This is a genomic window from Mycetohabitans sp. B8 (genome assembly GCF_021991875.1).
GTDB lineage: Bacteria > Pseudomonadota > Gammaproteobacteria > Burkholderiales > Burkholderiaceae > Mycetohabitans.
In genome coordinates this window covers 65105-81768 of sequence record NZ_JAHLKR010000018.1, presented here as the reverse complement: position 1 = coordinate 81768, position 16664 = coordinate 65105, and the positions used below count along the sequence as shown (strand labels likewise).

General features: G+C 61.6%; 18 protein-coding genes and 3 pseudogenes. 15 read left to right on the top strand and 6 right to left on the bottom strand.

Going from position 1 to position 16664, the window contains the following annotated elements:
* Positions 1–254: 254 nt before the first annotated feature.
* Positions 255–2207: an autotransporter outer membrane beta-barrel domain-containing protein gene (locus KQH60_RS09760; protein WP_237576271.1), complete on the top strand. Its 1953-nt coding sequence runs from the start codon at positions 255–257 to the stop codon at positions 2205–2207.
* A 930-nt stretch (positions 2208–3137) separates the two neighbouring features.
* Here KQH60_RS09760 and KQH60_RS09755 read toward each other — a convergent pair.
* Positions 3138–3398: a DUF6356 family protein gene (locus KQH60_RS09755; RefSeq protein WP_237576270.1), complete on the bottom strand. Its 261-nt coding sequence runs from the start codon at positions 3396–3398 to the stop codon at positions 3138–3140.
* Between the two features lie 166 nt (positions 3399–3564).
* Between KQH60_RS09755 and KQH60_RS09750 the strand changes: the two genes are divergently transcribed.
* The gene (locus tag KQH60_RS09750) at positions 3565–4059 is read left to right on the top strand and encodes an Lrp/AsnC family transcriptional regulator (RefSeq protein WP_237576269.1); all 495 of its coding nucleotides are present in this window, start codon (positions 3565–3567) and stop codon (positions 4057–4059) included.
* A 49-nt stretch (positions 4060–4108) separates the two neighbouring features.
* Positions 4109–4326, top strand: a pseudogene (locus tag KQH60_RS09745) (ammonium transporter); the annotation flags it as partial.
* 9 nt (positions 4327–4335) lie between these two features.
* Here the strand turns inward: KQH60_RS09745 and KQH60_RS09740 are convergent.
* Positions 4336–4473 carry a hypothetical protein gene (locus tag KQH60_RS09740; RefSeq protein ID WP_237576268.1) on the bottom strand — a complete coding sequence of 46 codons (138 nt, stop codon included), beginning with the start codon at positions 4471–4473 and terminating at the stop codon, positions 4336–4338.
* 150 nt (positions 4474–4623) lie between these two features.
* Here KQH60_RS09740 and KQH60_RS09735 point away from each other — a divergent pair, with 150 nt between their 5' ends.
* The 6 genes from KQH60_RS09735 (at position 4624) to KQH60_RS09710 (ending at position 9678) form a co-directional block, all read left to right on the top strand.
* The gene (locus KQH60_RS09735; RefSeq protein ID WP_237576267.1) at positions 4624–5250 is read left to right on the top strand and encodes a LysE family translocator; all 627 of its coding nucleotides are present in this window, start codon (positions 4624–4626) and stop codon (positions 5248–5250) included.
* 67 nt (positions 5251–5317) lie between these two features.
* Positions 5318–6448, top strand: coding sequence for a 3-deoxy-7-phosphoheptulonate synthase (locus KQH60_RS09730; protein WP_255779095.1), 1131 nt, complete (start codon positions 5318–5320; stop codon positions 6446–6448).
* A gap of 453 nt (positions 6449–6901) precedes the next feature.
* Positions 6902–8398, top strand: coding sequence for an acetyl-CoA hydrolase/transferase family protein (locus KQH60_RS09725; RefSeq protein WP_237576266.1), 1497 nt, complete (start codon positions 6902–6904; stop codon positions 8396–8398).
* Between the two features lie 231 nt (positions 8399–8629).
* A complete protein-coding gene (locus KQH60_RS09720) occupies positions 8630–9070 on the top strand; it encodes a hypothetical protein (RefSeq protein ID WP_237576265.1) in 441 nt (146 codons plus the stop codon).
* Positions 9071–9118: 48 nt separating this feature from the next.
* Positions 9119–9367, top strand: coding sequence for a hypothetical protein (locus tag KQH60_RS09715; protein ID WP_237576264.1), 249 nt, complete (start codon positions 9119–9121; stop codon positions 9365–9367).
* Between the two features lie 128 nt (positions 9368–9495).
* Positions 9496–9678 (top strand): hypothetical protein, encoded by a 183-nt coding sequence (locus KQH60_RS09710; RefSeq protein WP_237576263.1) that lies wholly within the window; start codon positions 9496–9498, stop codon positions 9676–9678.
* Between the two features lie 209 nt (positions 9679–9887).
* On the opposite strand, the gene KQH60_RS09705 is transcribed toward KQH60_RS09710, so the two are convergent.
* Positions 9888–10814, bottom strand: coding sequence for an EamA family transporter (locus tag KQH60_RS09705; protein WP_237576262.1), 927 nt, complete (start codon positions 10812–10814; stop codon positions 9888–9890).
* Between the two features lie 469 nt (positions 10815–11283).
* Between KQH60_RS09705 and KQH60_RS09700 the strand changes: the two genes are divergently transcribed.
* Positions 11284–11460, top strand: a complete 177-nt coding sequence (locus KQH60_RS09700) for a GGDEF domain-containing protein (RefSeq protein WP_237576261.1) — start codon at positions 11284–11286, stop codon at positions 11458–11460.
* Between the two features lie 43 nt (positions 11461–11503).
* Here KQH60_RS09700 and KQH60_RS09695 read toward each other — a convergent pair whose 3' ends face one another.
* Positions 11504–11800 carry an acylphosphatase gene (locus KQH60_RS09695; protein ID WP_237576260.1) on the bottom strand — a complete coding sequence of 99 codons (297 nt, stop codon included), beginning with the start codon at positions 11798–11800 and terminating at the stop codon, positions 11504–11506.
* A 350-nt stretch (positions 11801–12150) separates the two neighbouring features.
* On the opposite strand from KQH60_RS09695, the gene KQH60_RS09690 reads away from it, so the two are divergent.
* From KQH60_RS09690 to KQH60_RS09675, 4 genes and pseudogenes are all read left to right on the top strand, one after another.
* Positions 12151–12468, top strand: a complete 318-nt coding sequence (locus KQH60_RS09690) for a thioredoxin family protein (protein ID WP_237576259.1) — start codon at positions 12151–12153, stop codon at positions 12466–12468.
* A gap of 160 nt (positions 12469–12628) precedes the next feature.
* Positions 12629–13012: pseudogene (locus tag KQH60_RS09685) on the top strand (aldo/keto reductase); the annotation flags it as partial.
* Between the two features lie 86 nt (positions 13013–13098).
* Positions 13099–14061, top strand: a complete 963-nt coding sequence (locus KQH60_RS09680; RefSeq protein WP_237576258.1) for a hypothetical protein — start codon at positions 13099–13101, stop codon at positions 14059–14061.
* A 77-nt stretch (positions 14062–14138) separates the two neighbouring features.
* A pseudogene (locus KQH60_RS09675) lies at positions 14139–14288 on the top strand (alanine transaminase); the annotation flags it as partial.
* Here KQH60_RS09675 and KQH60_RS09670 read toward each other — a convergent pair.
* A complete protein-coding gene (locus tag KQH60_RS09670) occupies positions 14278–15189 on the bottom strand; it encodes an NAD(P)-dependent oxidoreductase (protein WP_237576257.1) in 912 nt (303 codons plus the stop codon). The pseudogene KQH60_RS09675 and the gene KQH60_RS09670 overlap by 11 nt on opposite strands.
* A gap of 176 nt (positions 15190–15365) precedes the next feature.
* Here KQH60_RS09670 and KQH60_RS09665 point away from each other — a divergent pair, with 176 nt between their 5' ends.
* A complete protein-coding gene (locus KQH60_RS09665; protein ID WP_368669341.1) occupies positions 15366–16340 on the top strand; it encodes an AraC family transcriptional regulator in 975 nt (324 codons plus the stop codon).
* Between the two features lie 113 nt (positions 16341–16453).
* Here KQH60_RS09665 and KQH60_RS09660 read toward each other — a convergent pair whose 3' ends face one another.
* Positions 16454–16594 carry a hypothetical protein gene (locus KQH60_RS09660; protein ID WP_237576256.1) on the bottom strand — a complete coding sequence of 47 codons (141 nt, stop codon included), beginning with the start codon at positions 16592–16594 and terminating at the stop codon, positions 16454–16456.
* Positions 16595–16664: the final 70 nt, after the last annotated feature.

Here is a 16664-nt window from a genome sequence, read left to right as displayed (position 1 = left end):
GAATCAGCTTGCTGCTTTGTGCCAGCTTAAAAAGAGAAGTCGTGTTATGTGGTTTTAGAACTGTTAACGGTTATTTTAATAATAATTGGCGTTGTTTTGAAGATATGAATTTAAGAATCACTCGTGGTCAATGCGCAGAACGTACCCGTTTATTTTCATCTAGCCGTGTGCTGCGTGCAATTATGTCGTGCGCGATCGTCTGTTTTGCAGTAGATAGCGCGGACGTAAATGCTACAGAAGAAAGGAAAAACGATTTGCACGTATCGGGTTCTTCCAAATCTGAGCCGCCGGCAAAGCCAAGTAAAAGGGCGCAGAGGAAGTGGGCAAGAGAGCAGGAAGCGCAGCGGATAGCCCAAGAGCAGGAAGCACAGCGGATAGCTGAAGAGCTGAAGCAGTTTGCCCAAGAGCAGGAAGCACAGCGGATAGCCCAAGAGCAGGAAGCACAGCGGATAGCCCAAGAGCAGGAAGCACAGCGGATAGCCCAAGAGCAGGAAGCACAGCGGATAGCCCAAGAGCAGGAAGCACAGCGGATAGCCCAAGAGCAGGAAGCACAGCGGATAGCCCAAGAGCAGGAAGCACAGCGGATAGCCCAAGAGCAGGAAGCACAGCGGATAGCCCAAGAGCAGGAAGCGCAGCGGATAGCTCAAGAGCAGGAAGCACAGCGGATAGCCCAAGAGAAGGAAGCACAGCGGATAGCTCAAGAGAAGGAAGCACAGCGGATAGCCCAAGAGCAGGAAGCGCAGCGGATAGCCCAAGAGCAGGAAGCACAGCGGATAGCTCAAGAGAAGGAAGCACAGCGGATAGCCCAAGAGCAGGAAGCACAGCGGATAGCCCAAGAGCAGGAAGCGCAGCGGATAGCCCAAGAGCAGGAAGCGCAGCGGATAGCTCAAGAGAAAGAAGCGCAGCGGTTAGCCCAAGAGAAGGAAGCGCAGCCGGTAGCCCAAGAGCAGGAAGTGAGCGATCAGGAGGAAACGTCGTCGCAGGTCCATAAGGAAGAGGCGCGCCAGCAAGAGGAGGCGTCGAATCGAGTAGAAGAGGAACTGGTGCAGCAAGAGGCAACGGCCATCGAGCCGGAGTCACGCGAGGCCGCAGCATTGATCAACGACAAGCCTTCGCCCGACGATCGTCTGCGCGAAATGATCTCCTCTTACCCTCTGCTGGAGGGCAACGCGCTTTATAGCGCCGAGCGCAAGTCGGAAGATGGTACCGTTGTAGTGGGTGAAGGCTTCATCAACGGACGCGCACAGCCATTCATTGCGCGTGACGATGGAGGCAAGATCGGGATCGTGGGCCTGTTCGACTTGAACGACTCGCTGAACAACGCAACCTTGTACAGTTCCGTGTTGCAATCCGCGGTGCAAACGTTCGTCCAGGATGGCATGCGTTGCAGCAGCTTCGACCAATACGGCGTGTGCATCTCGGCTGGCGCGCTCTACAGCCACAATGCGGGCAAAGTGAACGGTGCGAACTGGCAGGGCGAAGTCACTGCGGCATACCGAATCAATGACGACTGGGCTGCCGGCCTGGGCTACCAGGCGCCGAGCTATCGCTTTGACGTAGGCAACGACACAATGCGTAACCGGGCTGGCTTGTTCGGGTTATTCGCCGAGTACGGAACCCGTACTCGTCCGGGTGTGTTTGCCCGTGTGGCGTTGGGTTACCAGCAAGGCGATTTGTCCATAAACCGGTCTTACCTGACTGCCTCCGGCGTGGACCGGTCCAACGGCGACACGACGGTTGCACAGCGCGCCGTGTCGACGCAGGGTGGCTACGTGTTCGCCGTACGGAACGCCAGCATCATGCCTTACCTGGGCATTGACTACTTGCGCACAAGGCTCGGTGACTATACTGAGACGTCTGGCCAGTTCCCGGTTCGTTTCAATGCCCGTACCGACGAGAACGTATATGGCACAGTGGGACTGAGTGGCCACTTGCGCTTCACAGATCAAACGGTCATTTCGGCGGGTGTCAAGCATGTCCAACGATTGAGTAGGAGCAACGATCCGGTGTCGGCCAGCGTGCCAGCGTTCGATCCGTTCGTGGTCGGCGCGCAGTCAACACGCCAATGGAGCGAGTTTAGTATCGGTGGCCGGTTTGCGACGCCAGTGAAAGCGTCAAGCTTGGATATCGGATACCGCCGTCGCTTCGCAAGTGGTGCGGCGATCGCGCAGGACATGGGGTCGGTGTTCTTCACGATGGGCTTCTGATCTTTACTGGGCGGGCTGCTGTAGACGGCGCGTGGCGTTGGCGCGCAAGAATGCGCCACGCACGTTGACGCACACGGCATCGACTCCGTTGTCGTGCGTTTCCACCCGCTCCAGTAGATGACGGCCCGGCCGCGGCGGCCAGTCGATGCGTGTTACGGAACAGCGTGGCTTGCTGTTCAGCCGTTAGAACACCGCCTCCGACGCGTCGCGCGCGCGCTCGACGCGGTGCGCTGCCGGGATATTGGGTCCAATGCAAAGATCGTACCGTCGGTAGGTGCGCCGATATGCACGCTCCTCCGTGCCGCGGCGACAAGCAAGACTGTTGACGTCTGCGTCTCGCGCACGAGCCACTTGTCGCGCGCGAGCTGGATTGCGTTTTCGAATCCGCGCGGGCATGGTTGTTGGACAGCATCATCGTTAGAATGATGCCCGCGCTTGCAGTTCGATGGCACGAGGGTCATTTCCGAGTCGGTTTTCGGGTCGTCGATGCACGTCGAGACGAACAGTGAGGAAAAGCTGTCGTCGCTACAGTGCCTGCGCGGCTTCATAGGTTGATCAATATTAAGCAGTCCTTGACGATCGGTGCGGCCCGACGCCAGTTCGTCCCCGTTGTAGTCACTGACCCGTGCGTGGGCGTTCGTGACCGGCTGGACACTTGAACTTGCCACATGGACGCAATGCGCAACGGGCGTGGCTGCGCCATCCATCCGGCGATGAGCCATTCCAGGCGGATGCTTACTTGCGGTTCGACACGACCGCGCGATCCGATGCGAGACGCGCGATGACGGTGACTTGCCCATAGGCGCTTGATTAAGCACTGCGAGGTTGTCATGGTCGCGCGAATCCGACGTGCCAGTTGGCCGCACCGGTTCAACGTCGCGGCCTGTCCGGCCGTGCCGTGTGGCGGCGCGGGTGCGGCTCAGGCGTGGTTCAGGCGCGCGGTGGCTGGCTGGATGTCGGCTGGTGCCGGAGGGCACTGCCCGACCGGTGGAGCACCATGCGCTCGTAGAGTCGGGACACGGTTGTGCTGCCCGTCTTGACGAATAGGAACGGAAACAATCCATGTACGAGTGCAGCGAACGCGGCCAGCAGCATCGGGCCGCCAAACGAGAACGACGCTCTCATGTGTTGCAGATAGCTTTCGCCGACAGAGGCCGGATGCCGCGTAAACGCGCCGAACAGGATTTTCATGGGCAGCGCTCGAGTCGATGGGTTGGATTCAACGGGCCGACGCGCGTCAAGCCGGCGGCCGTGGGCGTAACAAGGGCAATCCTATAATCGGGAGTGTGAAAAAGGATTGCAATTTTGTGCACGGTGGTCGGCGAGACTAGAAAAATTTTCTAATATTAACGTATTCATGGACAAGATAGACGCTAAGATACTGTCGTTGCTGCAGCACGACGCATCGCTCGGATTAAATGACATTGCCAACGTGGTGAATCTATCGCCGACGCCGTGCTGGCGGCGGATACAGAAATTGCGGGAAGACGGCGTGATCCAGCGACAAGTCGTGTTGTGTGATCCGATTAAACTCAATCTCGGATTGACCGCATTCGTGACAATCCGTGCGAGCCAGCATAACGACGGATGGACGAGCCGTTTCCTGAAGGGAGTGACGGCGATTCCGGAAGTCGTGGAAATCTACCGGATGACCGGCGATGTCGATTACTTGCTGAAAGTGATGGTGCCCGATATCGCCGGCTATGACAACGTGTATAAGCGGCTAATCAAGGTCGCCGAGTTGCTTGATGTGAGTGCGAGCTTCGCGATGGAGGTGGTCAAGCATACGACCGCTTTCCCGCTTGACCATGTCACTGACCGCGGCACACGCGCCACGTCTCGGCGATTGTGAGCAGCCGTGCTGGGCGTGCACTGTCATGGTGCTAGCTGGCGTTTGCGGTGCCCATCCGGCAATCATCTCGGGCGGTAGCGCCGAACGGTCCAAGTTCAACCCGTGGTTTGCCGCGACGTTCTCGCTCCTCGGTTTCGTTTCGTGTACCCCTTGTTCAAAGGCATTGCGTGGAACGGTCGCTTCGAGGTCCAGTGGTGGTTGCAGCACGTCACCAGCGTGCCGTTTCACGACTTCACCGGCTCCGTGGTGATGCGTGCATTTGGCAGCTAGATCGCGCTAGTGGTCGTACTGTTGCTCGGTGCCCAACGCGGGCGTTACGTAGGCGCTGGACGTCACATGGGTGCCAAACGGGCGCGCCACGCGGCGGCTCAGATGACGGAACAGGTGGAACTCGGCTACGCTTGCGTTCTGCATGCCTACGACCAGGAGGGAAAGCCGCAATGTCATATGACCCAAATAACCCATTCTCATGCGCATGTGGCGGCCGAGCCGGGCAAGCTCGAGGCGATCGCCCAGCAGATCCGTGCTCAACTCGAGTCAATCGACTGATCCAGGGAGAGTGCGATGTTTGAACTTTCGACATTAGGCACGTTCGTCGTGGTCGTGCTCGGCCTATTCCTGATACCGGGGCCGGCCGTGCTGTTGGTGCTCACGCGCACGGTTCAAGGCGGGCGCAAGACCGGCGTGCTGACCGGTCTGGGCTTGGCGGCCGGCGATTTCATTCACACGGTATTTGCCGCCGTGGGTCTGTCGGCATTGCTGATGACGTCGGCGCTGGCGTTCAACATCGTCAAGCTGGTCGGCGCCGCCTATCTGCTGTACCTGGGCGCACGCGCGCTGTGCAAAAAAAACGCCGACGGCCACGCGCCGGCAACTGCGGCGGTCGAGATCTCGCCGTTGAAGGCGTTTCTTCAGGCCGTGCCGGCCGAAGTGCTGAATCCGAAGACTGCGCTGTTCTTTCTTGCCTTCCTGCCGCAGTTCGTGCAGCCAGCGCGCGGCGCGACGTTTGTCCAGTTTATCGTGCTGGGACTGATTTTTGTCGCGATGAGCGTGGTGTATACGACGTTGCTCGTCGTCGCGATGCGGCCATTGGCGCGCCTTGTCGCGAAGCTGCATTGGCTGCGTCGCTGGCAACAGAAGATCATCGGCGTGATCTTCATCGCGCTGGGGCTGAAGGTCGCGATGCAGTAACGATAGGGCATCAGGCCGCGCACCAATGCGATAATGTCGTCTTGCCGCTAGTTCCCTGGAGACGATTTTGACTCGCATCGACAATCCGTCGCACGATCAGGAGGTGGACGTGGCCGATGCCACGCAGGACACGACCCGCATCGACGACGTGCGCATCGGCGCCGTGCGGCCGTTGATCTCGCCGGCGTTATTGCTGGACGAGCTACCGGCGCCGACGTCGGTGCAGCAACTGGTCGAGCACAGCCGCGCGCGCATTGCCGATGTGCTCAATGGCCGAGACGACCGGTTGGTTGCGGTGGTCGGCCCCTGCTCGATCCACGACCACGACCAAGCGCTCGACTATGCGCGCCGGCTCAAAGGCGCCGCTGACCGGCTGCACGAGGATTTGTTGATCGTGATGCGGGTGTACTTCGAAAAGCCGCGTACCACGGTTGGTTGGAAGGGCTATATCAACGATCCGCGCCTGGACGGCAGCTTTCGGATCAATGAGGGGCTGCGCCGCGCGCGCGAATTATTGCTGCAAATCAACAACCTTGGGCTTCCGACCGCCACTGAATTCTTGGATCTGCTCAGCCCGCAGTACATCGCAGACCTGGTGGCGTGGGGCGCAATCGGGGCGCGCACTACCGAGAGCCAGAGTCACCGTCAACTGGCGTCAGGCTTAAGCTGCCCGATCGGATTTAAGAACGGTACCGACGGCGGCGTGCAGGTCGCCGCGGACGCGATCGTGGCCGCCCGCGCCAGCCACGCGTTCATGGGCATGACGAAGATGGGCATGGCGGCTATCTTCGAGACACGCGGCAACCGTGACGCGCATGTGATTCTGCGCGGTGGCAAGAACGGACCGAACTACGATGCCGCTGCCATCGAGAAAAGCTGCGCGGTGCTCAGGGCGGCGGGGCTGCGTGAGCATGTGATGGTCGATTGCTCACATGCGAATTCCGGCAAGTCACATCTGCGCCAGGCCGATGTCGCGCGGGATTTGGCTGCGCAGCTATCGCACGGCGAGCGTCGCCTCAGAGGTGTGATGATCGAGAGCCACCTCGAGCAAGGGCGCCAGGACTTGAAGCCCGGCGCGCCGCTGCGCTGGGGCGTGTCGATCACCGACGCGTGCCTGGGCTGGGCGCAGACCGAGCCGGTGCTGGAAATGCTGGCCGGCGCGGTGCGGGCCCGCCGCGCCGCCGCGACGGGGCGATAAGTACCGAAGTCGTCGATGCATTCGTTGCCGGTGACGGCTGGACAGCTAAGCCGTGATGGCGGAGCGGGCCAGGATGAAGTCCGTGGGCCGATTCGCCGGCGGATCTCACTGCTCGGCGCCGTACGCGTCAAGCAAGCTTGTGTCGGGCGTGGCCCGTTCTGGTATCCATGCGCGCAGCCGTTGCAGCCAGGTCGGTGTGCGTGCATCGAAGAAATAGCGTGACGGATACAAACATAGATGTTCGTATGCAGCCGCGTATACGCGGGTAGAACGCGCGTCAGCGTGCCGTTGCGCAGACCGCGGCACGTAATGCGACGAAGGAATGCGTCGGTCCTATCGCATGTCGCATGTTGCCGCGGGCGGTCGCACAGACCAATCGCCACATAGATCGAGCGTGGCCGCAGCAGGTCCCCGTCAACCAGGGCCTCGTCAGATTGTTGGAGCAGAAACGCTATGTATGAAGAACGCATTCGATGCGCGAGCCTGCGCAACCGCATCGTGTCCGCACGCGACGCGGCGGCCCTGGTTCACGATGGAATGCGCGTGGGCACCAGCGGCTTCACGCGAGCCGGTGATCCAAAGGCGGTGTTGCTTGCGCTGGCCGAGCGCGCTCGCACTGAGCCGACGCTGCCTCGCATTACGTTGATGACGGGCGCCTCGCTCGGTCACGACAACGACAAGGCGCTGAGCGAGGCCGGCATGCTGGCGCGCCGCCTGCCGTTCCAGGCCGACCCGACGTTGCGGCGCGAGATCAATTCAGGACGCACATTGTTTGTTGACCAGCATCTGTCCGAGACGGTCGAGATGCTGCGGGCCAATCTGCTCGGCCAGTTGGACGTGGCCATCATCGAGGCCGCTGGCATTACCGAGTCCGGGGGCATTGTACCCAGCACGTCCGTGGGCAATTCCGCTAGCTTTGCCATCCTGGCCAAGCGGGTGATTATTGAGTTGAACCTGGCCCAGCCGTTGGAGCTGGAAGGCTTGCACGACATCTGTATTCCGGCTCGCCGGCCCGATCGCGCCCCGATGCCGATCACCGACCCGCGTGACCGGATCGGCACGACCACGATCGACCTCCCCTTGGACAAGATCGCGGGCATTGTCATCACGAACGACGAGGACAGTTCCTCGGCCGTGTTGCCGGCGGACAGCGACACCACGCGCATCGCGCAACACCTGATCGAGTTCCTGCAGCATGAAGTCTCTCGCGCACGCCTGCCGGCGCGACTGCCGCCGCTTCAGGCGGGTATCGGCACGATCGCCAACGCAGTGCTGGGCGGATTGTGTGCTTCGCCATTCGAGGCGATGACAATGTACTCGGAAGTGTTGCAGGACTCCACGTTCGATTTGATGGATGCCGGCAAGCTGGTGTTCGCGTCCGGCTCCTCGATCACGCTGTCGGCGGCACGGCAGCGCCAGGTGTTGCGTGAACTCGCGCGTTATCGCGATCGCCTGGTGTTGCGTCCGCAAGAAATCAGCAATCATCCGGAGATTGTGCGCCGGCTTGGCGTGATTGCGGTCAATACCGCGCTTGAAGTGGACTTGTACGGTAACGTGAACTCCACGCATATTGGCGGTACCCACATGATGAACGGTATTGGCGGCTCGGGCGATTTCGCGCGTAATGCATGCTGCGCGATATTCGCGACCAAGTCGGTGGCCAAGGACGGCCGGATTTCGAGCATCGTGCCGATGGTGTCGCATTGCGATCACAACGAGCATGACGTGGACATCGTGGTCACCGAGCAGGGCTTGGCTGACCTGCGTGGCCTGGCGCCGCGCGAGCGGGCCGGGTTGATCATCGAGCGGTGTGCGCATCCGCAGTACCGTGATCTGCTGCGCGACTACTATCGCGATGCGCTCAAGGGCCAGGGGCACACGCCGCACGACTTGGCGCAGGCGTTCTCGTTCCACCTGCGGCTGGCGCAAACCGGTACCATGCTGCCATAAGCCGCTGTCGCAACCCCTGTTCCGGGTGCCGCCGCATCGTTGCAGCACCCCGTTGCCCCAGCCTCGCCTAGCGTTGTGCTAACGTACTGCATCTAACAGGGCGCTGCCGCACGCGCAGGAGTTAGGCTATGTCGAGTTTGCGGCCGGATCGGCCAAGCCACGCTGGATCAGGAAAAGAAGCTCGAGGCGATCGCCAACGCGCTCAACGACAAGCCGGAAGTAAAACTGGACATGATCGGACGGGTTGATCCTACCGCCGACGAGCTGGCGGTGCGGCTGGCCTATGTCGATCAACAGGTGCGCCGCGCCAAGATGCGTGACGTTGCCGGCAACGGACAGAGCGTCGTTCCGTCCCGCATCGAAGTGAGCCGCGACGAGTACGAAAAGTACCTCGCGCAGGTCTACAAGGCAGCGGACTTCAAAAAGGAGCGCAACTTCATCGGTTTAGCCAAATCGTTGCCTGCCGAGCAGATGCGCGAGTTACTGGCCGAGCATGTGCCGGTCGACGAGCAGATGTTGCGCGCGTTGGCGCAGGATCGGGCGACGGCGGTGCGGCAATGGTTCGAGGGCAAGGTAGACGCCGCGCGGATTTATACTGTCGCGCCGAAGCTGGACGCCGATGGGATCAGCGATAAGGGGGCCACGACCCGTGTCGATTTCAGCCTTCACTGAACCGACGCGGGTGGCCGGGATAAGACGCACGACACTGAGCGAGGTGAGATGAAGGCAGCACGATGGATCGGGGTGTTACTGCTGTTGTCCGGCTGTGGATCGACGCAGCCACTGTTCACCGGCGATGGCCGGCCGACTCAATTGATCCAATGCGCGTTTGCCGACGGGGGAGCGTCCTGCGATGCCCTTGCGCAGGCCCAATGCGGCGACGCCGGCTACGACACGCTGCGGCGCAATCGCTCGGACGGCACGCTGTCGATGCTAATCGCGTGCAAGCGCCCGGCGGTGGCCTATTGACGATCGGAGCGACGCGCCGCTGCGTTCCGCCCGTCACATCCGCTTACGAAACCGCACAGAGTCGCTACCCCTGGCACGCGCATTGCGCTGCATCATGGCTTTCACGTCGCATTTCAACGGAGACCAAGATGCAATTCATTATTTTCAACTTGCCGGCCGACTTGAGCGAGGAAGCGCTGCGTGACCGGCTTGCCCCGATCGGTGCGCGGCTTGTCGAGATCATTCGTGACAATGTCGAACGTGTCCGCGCGATCATCGAAGTCGCCCACATGGCGATGGCCTCGCGCGCGCTGGCGTTGAACTTCGACTGAGCCGGGTAGCGACTGAGCCGATCTGCTCGAAAATCGAGTTGGGCCTTGTCGCATCCTCAACGGGCCTCGTCCGACGGCTCGACCCATTTCATCGAACGCGCCGATCAAATGCGAGCATGGCCGGCACGGCGACGAAGACGGATTTCACCCGTTGTTCTATTTCGTTTTACCTTTCAATTTGAAAAAATGGCACAGTCTCACGCCAAAACTCACGTGTCTTTTGCAGTGCCGACCGGTTGGCGCCACGTTCCCCAGCCGAGCACGGCCAGCGCGCATAGAATCAGCGCGATGGCCCCCAGCGTCTGCGGGACAATCTGCTCGCCGCCCACCGCCGCGCCGACCAGCAACGCAATCGGCGGATTGACGTAGACGTAGCTTGTCGCCAGCACCGGCGCAGCGCGACTGGCCAAGTACATATAAGCGGAGAACGCCAGCAGCGAGCCCATCGTTACCAGGTATAGCCATGCCGCGAGCGGCGCGCCGTCCGGCACGGCCGCAAGCGACTCGCCACTGAGCGCCGACGCCAGCGCCAGCATGACACTGCCGGCGAGCATTTCGATCGTCACGGCCAGCGCCGGCGGCGGCAAGTCTAACGAGCGCGACAACTGAGTGCCCAGCGACCAGCAACTGATCGCCAACAGCAGTGCGCCTGCACCCATGCCGCTGGCGCGGAACTCGACGCCCGACGTCAGCACCAGCACGCCCACCGCGCCGAGAGCGATCGCAGCCAATTCGTGGCCGCGCGGGCGAATGCCGAACAGTCGTTGCCACGCGATCGCGACGATCGGCATGGCGGCGATCATTACGGTGGTCGCGCCCGATGAAATGGTCTGCTCGGCCACCGCAATGCCGCCCATGCCACCTAGCAACATCAGCGCGCCGAGCATTGAGCCGTTGCGCACCTGCCGCCAGCTCGCCCGCGTGCGGCCCCGCACGAGCACGAATAGGCCGAGGCACAGGCCCGCAACGGCGAAGCGCGACGCCATCAGCATGAATGGCGGCATCGCCCGCAACGCGACTGAGATCGCGAAGTATGTGGTGCCCCAGACGACATAGGTGATCAGCAGGCACAGCAACAGCAAAGGCGTCAGACGGGCGGTCCGGCTCATGATCGGCAACGTGTCGGAAACATTCAATTGTCCGTCCGATCGCGCTGCGCATCCATAGTGTTTCAATCGTCTTTGAACGGATGTGGCGATAATCGATAGGAAGTTGGCCCGTAAAGCTTGGCCGTACAGCTGGGCCCGTAAAGCGCCGGATCGGCCCATCGTTAGCCGCGCACAACCGCGCGAAGACGTGCGTGGTGATGTGCAGGCCACCGTCCGCCTGATGGAGCGGTCGGTGGCATCGATGCCCGGCAGCAGGGCAAGGTCGGATGGCCACTGTGCCGGAAGACAGCAAAGCCTCCCGGTTGTCCCGCACGGTTGCTGCGCGTCCGTCTCCTGGGCGTTCTTGCGCTAGTGCGTTGGGGTGCTTGTTGTTGTCAACGCCGCATGATGCCGCTTAGGCGGCCAGCAACGCCGAGTGCCGGTGTGTGTTGACCTGCGTGGCCGTCGGCGGCTGGCGTCATGTCGGGCCGCACAGGCTGCAACTCGGCGTACTCCCATGGCGCGGCGGGCTGGCACTAGCGTCGCCCAGTACGCGCACGCCGGGGCAACGAGCGACGGGATCTTAGGCGTAACGATTGCCGTAGCCCGTCCCGACTTGCACGGCTACGAAGTGTTGCTCAATGAGGCCGATGTCGCGTTGTACCCCGTGAAGCGGCAGGGCCGGGACCGCTAGGGGGTGTTCGGCCACTGCGCAAGCGCTTAATCTGGCACCGCGCTCAATGCTGCTCGAAGCGATCGTACCGGCGCTCCGAGTAGCCCTCGTTCGCGATGAACTCGGACACCTTGGCCCGTGGCGGCCCGCGCCGCAGGAATTCCAGCATTAGGTCCACCTGATTGGCCGGTCCTTGCACGACCGCCTCGACCGATCCGTCGTCGTGATTGGCGATCCAGCCCCGTACCTGCAGCGCATGCGCGCGGCGCACCGCGGCATGCCGGAACCCGACTCCTTGCACTGCCCCGCGAATCTTGACAGTGTATGTTTCAACCCTGGTATCGAGATCGACTCCACTCATCGAGCATTCCTCCTGTGGCGCAGACGTCACTGAACCGTTCAAGCCGCGGATTGTAATCGCGCTACGCGCATTGCGCACGGGCTCCGCAACCTGAATGCGGCCAAGCAAGCACTGTGCCCTTGCCGGCGCGTGTGGCTTGCTGCACAGGTGGTTGACCTTCTGCCGGCCCGCCGCCTGGCCGGTTGCCTTCGTGCTGACTCGTTGCGCAGCCGGTTGTCCTCGTGCCGGCTTGCTGCCCAGTCGCTGCCCGCGTGCCGGCTTACTCCCTCAGTCTGCTGCTCTCCTGCTGCAGGTTTTGCCGCATGCGGCTATGCTGTGACGAATGCAACGTATGGCGGGAGTGATGACTGGTGGAGCCATTTCCCTACACACCCGATGCGCCGGACCGAGGGCAGTTGGACTCGCTCGCCGGCGTGACGGTTATCGAATTTGGCACGAATTGGTGCGGCTACTGCCAACGCGCGCAGCCGATGATCGCCGAGGCGCTTGGACGCCATCCGGCGATGCGTCACCTGAAAGTCGAGGATGGGCCGGGGCGGCCGCTGGGACGCTCGTTTCGTGTGAAACTGTGGCCGACGTTGATTTTTTTGCGCGATGGGCAGGAGCGGGCGCGTGTCGTGCGCCTGACCCGCGCTGAAGAACTGGACGACGCATTGGCCACGCTTTGATAGCGCGGTTTATGACGCGCTGGTTCTTTGCACGTCGGCTTGTTGTTGCTGGCCACACCTATTGAATCACGGTGTACTGGATGGCTGCGTGTTGGCTACTGGGGGACCGCCGCGCGCCGTGCCATTGTGCGCCACGCTCGCGGGGCGTCGCCATCCATGCATCGTCGCGACCAAGACCGTGGGCAAGGTAGGACCGGCGCTATGGGATCAAGGGGCGTCGCGCAAACATTTGCTCGACGCCATCGATGCATTGCTGCGCCGCCTCGGTACCGATTATGTCGATCTGTATCAACTGCATTGAGACGACAAGAATACGCCGCTGGACGAGACGCTGGAGGCACTGGACGTCATTGTCCGATCCGGTCGTGTGCGTTACATCGGCGTGTCGAACTGCCTCGCGTATCGCGTCGCAAAAGCGCGGGGGCGTGCCCAGTTGCCCAACCCGAGGCGTTTTGTGTCGGTACAGCCGCGCGGCAGTCCGCTGTTCCGCGGAATCAAGCGCGAACTGCTGCCGCTTGCCGCCGAGGACTATGCTTCGCTTCTGCAAGCCGGGCGCTCGTGATTGTCAGCTCCCCTGACATGAAGGTGCGGTACGCTGTGTACTAAAGAATTGCTGTGAGGGAGCGCCTGATGCTGAACGTGTTTTCGTCTATCTGTTGCTGGCCATTGCGCACCGGGAAAAAGTCATCGGGTGCGTCGGCAGGGCGCAAAGAGCCGCAGGCTGTTGACCAAGCCGCACCGCGTGCGCGCAGCGCACACCTAGCACTCGATACGTTATCCAACATATCTCGGATCACACCGGGACGCCGCCGCGGCAGCCCGTCGGCGTATGCGAAGGAGATGAGAGGAAACCAGGATGCCCTATTGCTTACGTTGATGTTTATGTGTCCCGTGCAGCAGTCCGTTGCCCCGGCCAATGGGGGTCGTGCCGATTCCGCATCGTCGCCTCCCAAAGGGCTGATTACACTGGACGATTTATGCGATGACATTGAGCGTTATGTGAGGCGACAGGATATCAATCGCGCTGTGACGCCTGAACTGCGGCAGTTCATGACCCGGACGGCGGCAATGCAGCATGTCCTGGCCCAGCGTGGAGAGCCTGCTTGGGGGCGGCTGCAGCAAATGCTCGACCGGCTGCAACACAGGATAGACCTGCCGGATTCCAACGCAGGCCCAGCGCATGCGTTCGGCAACCAGGATGGTCATGTTCGTCACGATGCTTGCACCGTGTTCGAGTCGTTTCTCGATGTGTTCGATAACAGATGTATTCCGTCGCTGTCCAAACTCAAAATTTCAGACGCAGATGCGCAGAAGGAAGGACAAGCTAGACTGAAGTCGGCTTGCGGGCGGCTCAGTATGAGTGAAAAGTGGCAGGTCAATCAAATGATTGAGGCCCGGAAGCGACAAGGAAAACTCGGCGCATGGGGCACGATACTGCAGCAGGTGCTCGGCCCGGTGACGCTTCAGTTGCCGCCGATTGCAACGCCAGGATTCTTGCTCGACGTCGATGCAGTATTCAAACGGGCGCGGGAGGGTGCGGCCGTTGACGCGTTTCGAATGGCGCAACGCCCGCGCACATCGTCGCGAAGCTGAACGAGGTAGCGTTGCGGCCCAATACACATGGGTATTCGTTATCGAAAGGCATTCCAAGGTTGCCAAGCAGATGCTGCAGAACCAAGGTATCGGTGTCGCCGTGGATCGGCTTCGGCGACCACGGCGACGACCCTATGCGTTTTGCCTTGTTCGAGAACAAATCGCGGATACGGCAGGCGGTGCGCGGGATCAAGGCGATGTTCAAGGCTGACGCCGTTACGCGCTGAGCTTGCGCAGCCGCACGATCAGGCTCGACGTATCGTAGCGTCGACCGCCGAGCGCCTGAACGTCGCCGTAGAACTGGTCGACCAATGCGGTAACGGGCAGCGATGCACCATTGCGCTTGGCTTCATCCAGGCAGATCGCTAGGTCCTTGCGCATCCAGTCGACCGCAAAGCCGAAATCGAAGCGGCCTTCGATCATCGTGTTGCCGCGGTTGTCCATTTGCCAACTCGCGGCCGCGCCTTTGCCGATGACCTCGAGTACGCGCGGCATGTCCAGCCCGGCGCGTTGCCCGAAATGAATGGCCTCTGACAGCCCCTGTACGACGCCGGCAATCGCGATTTGGTTGACCATCTTGGTCAACTGGCCTGCGCCGGATTCGCCGAGCAGTGTGACTGCGACGCCATAGTGCCGTAGCGTGGGTGCGACGTGCTCGAACACTGCGGCGTCGCCGCCGCACATGATTGTCAGCCTGCCGTTCTGAGCGCCGGCTTGCCCGCCCGATACCGGCGCGTCGAGGAAATGCAGGCCTTGTTCGCGGGCGATCGAGAATAGCTCCCTGGCGACATTGGCCGAGGCAGTTGTATGGTCGACGAACACCGCGTCACGCGACATGCCAGCGAACGCGCCTTGCTCGCCTAGCGTCACGCTGCGTAAGTCATCATCGTTGCCCACGCACGCGAGCACAATGTCAGCGCTCTGCGCGGCTTCGCAGGGCGTGGTCGCTGACCGGCCGCCGTATTCGGCAATCCACTGCTGCGCCTTGGACGCTGTGCGGTTGTACACCGTCACATCCAGCCCGGCCTTGGCGAGATGGCCGGCCATTGGGTAGCCCATCACGCCGAGCCCGAGAAACGCGACGCGCTGTGGCGTCCCGCTCGACGAAGGAGATGACTGATCGGTCACTTCGTTTCTCCTGGAAACAATATCGGGGGAAAACGGTATTATCGCAGGTGCCAGGTGAGGCGGCGGGCCGCCATGATGCTTGTGACACAATACCGGTTCAGCGTGCCGTTGCCGCCGTGCTTATGCCTGTTCGTCACATGTCTGATGCCGCGAATCCGCTCGTTGCCACCGTGCCGATCTCTTTGGTGAATGGCTTTCTTGCCGGCGCGGATCCGCACGCCGTCGCTCGGCTTGCCGAACGCTCGGGAATTCCGCGTGCGCTGCTCGCAAAGCCGCACGCGCGGGTTACCGAAGAGCAATTCTCCACGCTATACCGGTTGCTTGCTACTGAGTTGGATGACGAGATGCCCGGCATCTTCAGCCGACCGCTGCGCAATGGCACGCTCAAGTACCTGTGCCTGAGTTTGCTAGATGCGCCGCGCCTGGAAGTCGCGCTGCATCGCTTCGGTCAGTTCTTTCACTTGATCCTGGACGACTTCCGCCTACAGTCCCATCGCGAGGACGGTATTGGACGCGTGACGCTCGTGGTGGACAATCCGAACTCCGGCACTATTCGCCCACTCGGCCGCGAGTTGATGCTTAAATTGGTCCATGGTGTCGCGTCGTGGCTGGTGGCAATGCGCATTCCGTTAATCGACGTGGAGTTTGACTGCCCACGCCCACCGCGCGCGCGTGACTACTTGTATCTGTTTCCTGGTCCAGTGCGCTTTGCCGCTCGGTGTACCGAAATGCGTTTCGAGGCGACCTATCTGGACATGCCGATACGGCGTCGTAAGGCCGATTTGCAGCGGTTTCTCGCGCGGGCACCAGAGGATTGGATTTTCGTGTCGTTTAGCCAGGATTGGGTGCGCCACCGGGTGCGCCAATTTATCGCGCAGAGCCTGCCGACGGTGCCGACGGTCGATGCGGTTGCCGACGTGATGCATTGGTCGGTGCGCACACTATGTCGCAGGTTGGCGGCGGAAGGCACGACATTCCAGGGCATCAAAGACGAGGTACGGCGCGACATCTCGATTCAGCGGCTGACTCGCTCGCACGATGCGATCGCGGCAATTGCCTACGACGTCGGGTTTGACAATCCGAGCGCTTTCCACCGCGCGTTTCGTCACTGGACCGGCGGCACGCCCACTATGTACCGGCAGATGGGATAGGGCTGGACTCCCCGTCGCGTATCTGCCTCGTCCACGTATCGTCGCCGAGCCGCTCGAATGCCGGCGCATGGACCTGCGTGCTCCGTCACTCGATCGCGCCGAGCCATACCGCGTCAGTGCCGATAGCCGAGATTGCAAACTCGGGAATCGCGATAGGCAGCCAGGCATTGCCAATGCTGACGGATCGCCGGCCGTAGCAGCACGCCGCTGTGGCCGGTGTTGCCACCGAGCACGGCGAGTGCCGAGCCTAGCATTGGCACTCGCCGCGGCCAGCCCCATGCCAGTTGGCGTACTTCTGCGGCGACGCAGGCTAGCGCCTTCGGC

Bases quoted from the DNA above. Each gene is read 5' to 3' on its own strand.
- KQH60_RS09750 (WP_237576269.1), top strand. From the start codon at position 3,565: ATGGACAAGATAGACGCTAAGATACTGTCGTTGCTGCAGCACGACGCA.
- KQH60_RS09715 (WP_237576264.1), top strand. From the start codon at position 9,119: ATGAAGGCAGCACGATGGATCGGGGTGTTACTGCTGTTGTCCGGCTGT.
- KQH60_RS09740 (WP_237576268.1), bottom strand. From the start codon at position 4,473: ATGCAGAACGCAAGCGTAGCCGAGTTCCACCTGTTCCGTCATCTGAGC.
- KQH60_RS09755 (WP_237576270.1), bottom strand. From the start codon at position 3,398: ATGAAAATCCTGTTCGGCGCGTTTACGCGGCATCCGGCCTCTGTCGGC.
- KQH60_RS09695 (WP_237576260.1), bottom strand. From the start codon at position 11,800: ATGAGTGGAGTCGATCTCGATACCAGGGTTGAAACATACACTGTCAAG.
- KQH60_RS09735 (WP_237576267.1), top strand. From the start codon at position 4,624: ATGTTTGAACTTTCGACATTAGGCACGTTCGTCGTGGTCGTGCTCGGC.
- KQH60_RS09725 (WP_237576266.1), top strand. From the start codon at position 6,902: ATGTATGAAGAACGCATTCGATGCGCGAGCCTGCGCAACCGCATCGTG.
- KQH60_RS09660 (WP_237576256.1), bottom strand. From the start codon at position 16,594: ATGCTAGGCTCGGCACTCGCCGTGCTCGGTGGCAACACCGGCCACAGC.
- KQH60_RS09700 (WP_237576261.1), top strand. From the start codon at position 11,284: ATGGCGCGGCGGGCTGGCACTAGCGTCGCCCAGTACGCGCACGCCGGG.
- KQH60_RS09680 (WP_237576258.1), top strand. From the start codon at position 13,099: ATGCTGAACGTGTTTTCGTCTATCTGTTGCTGGCCATTGCGCACCGGG.
- KQH60_RS09720 (WP_237576265.1), top strand. From the start codon at position 8,630: ATGATCGGACGGGTTGATCCTACCGCCGACGAGCTGGCGGTGCGGCTG.
- KQH60_RS09710 (WP_237576263.1), top strand. From the start codon at position 9,496: ATGCAATTCATTATTTTCAACTTGCCGGCCGACTTGAGCGAGGAAGCG.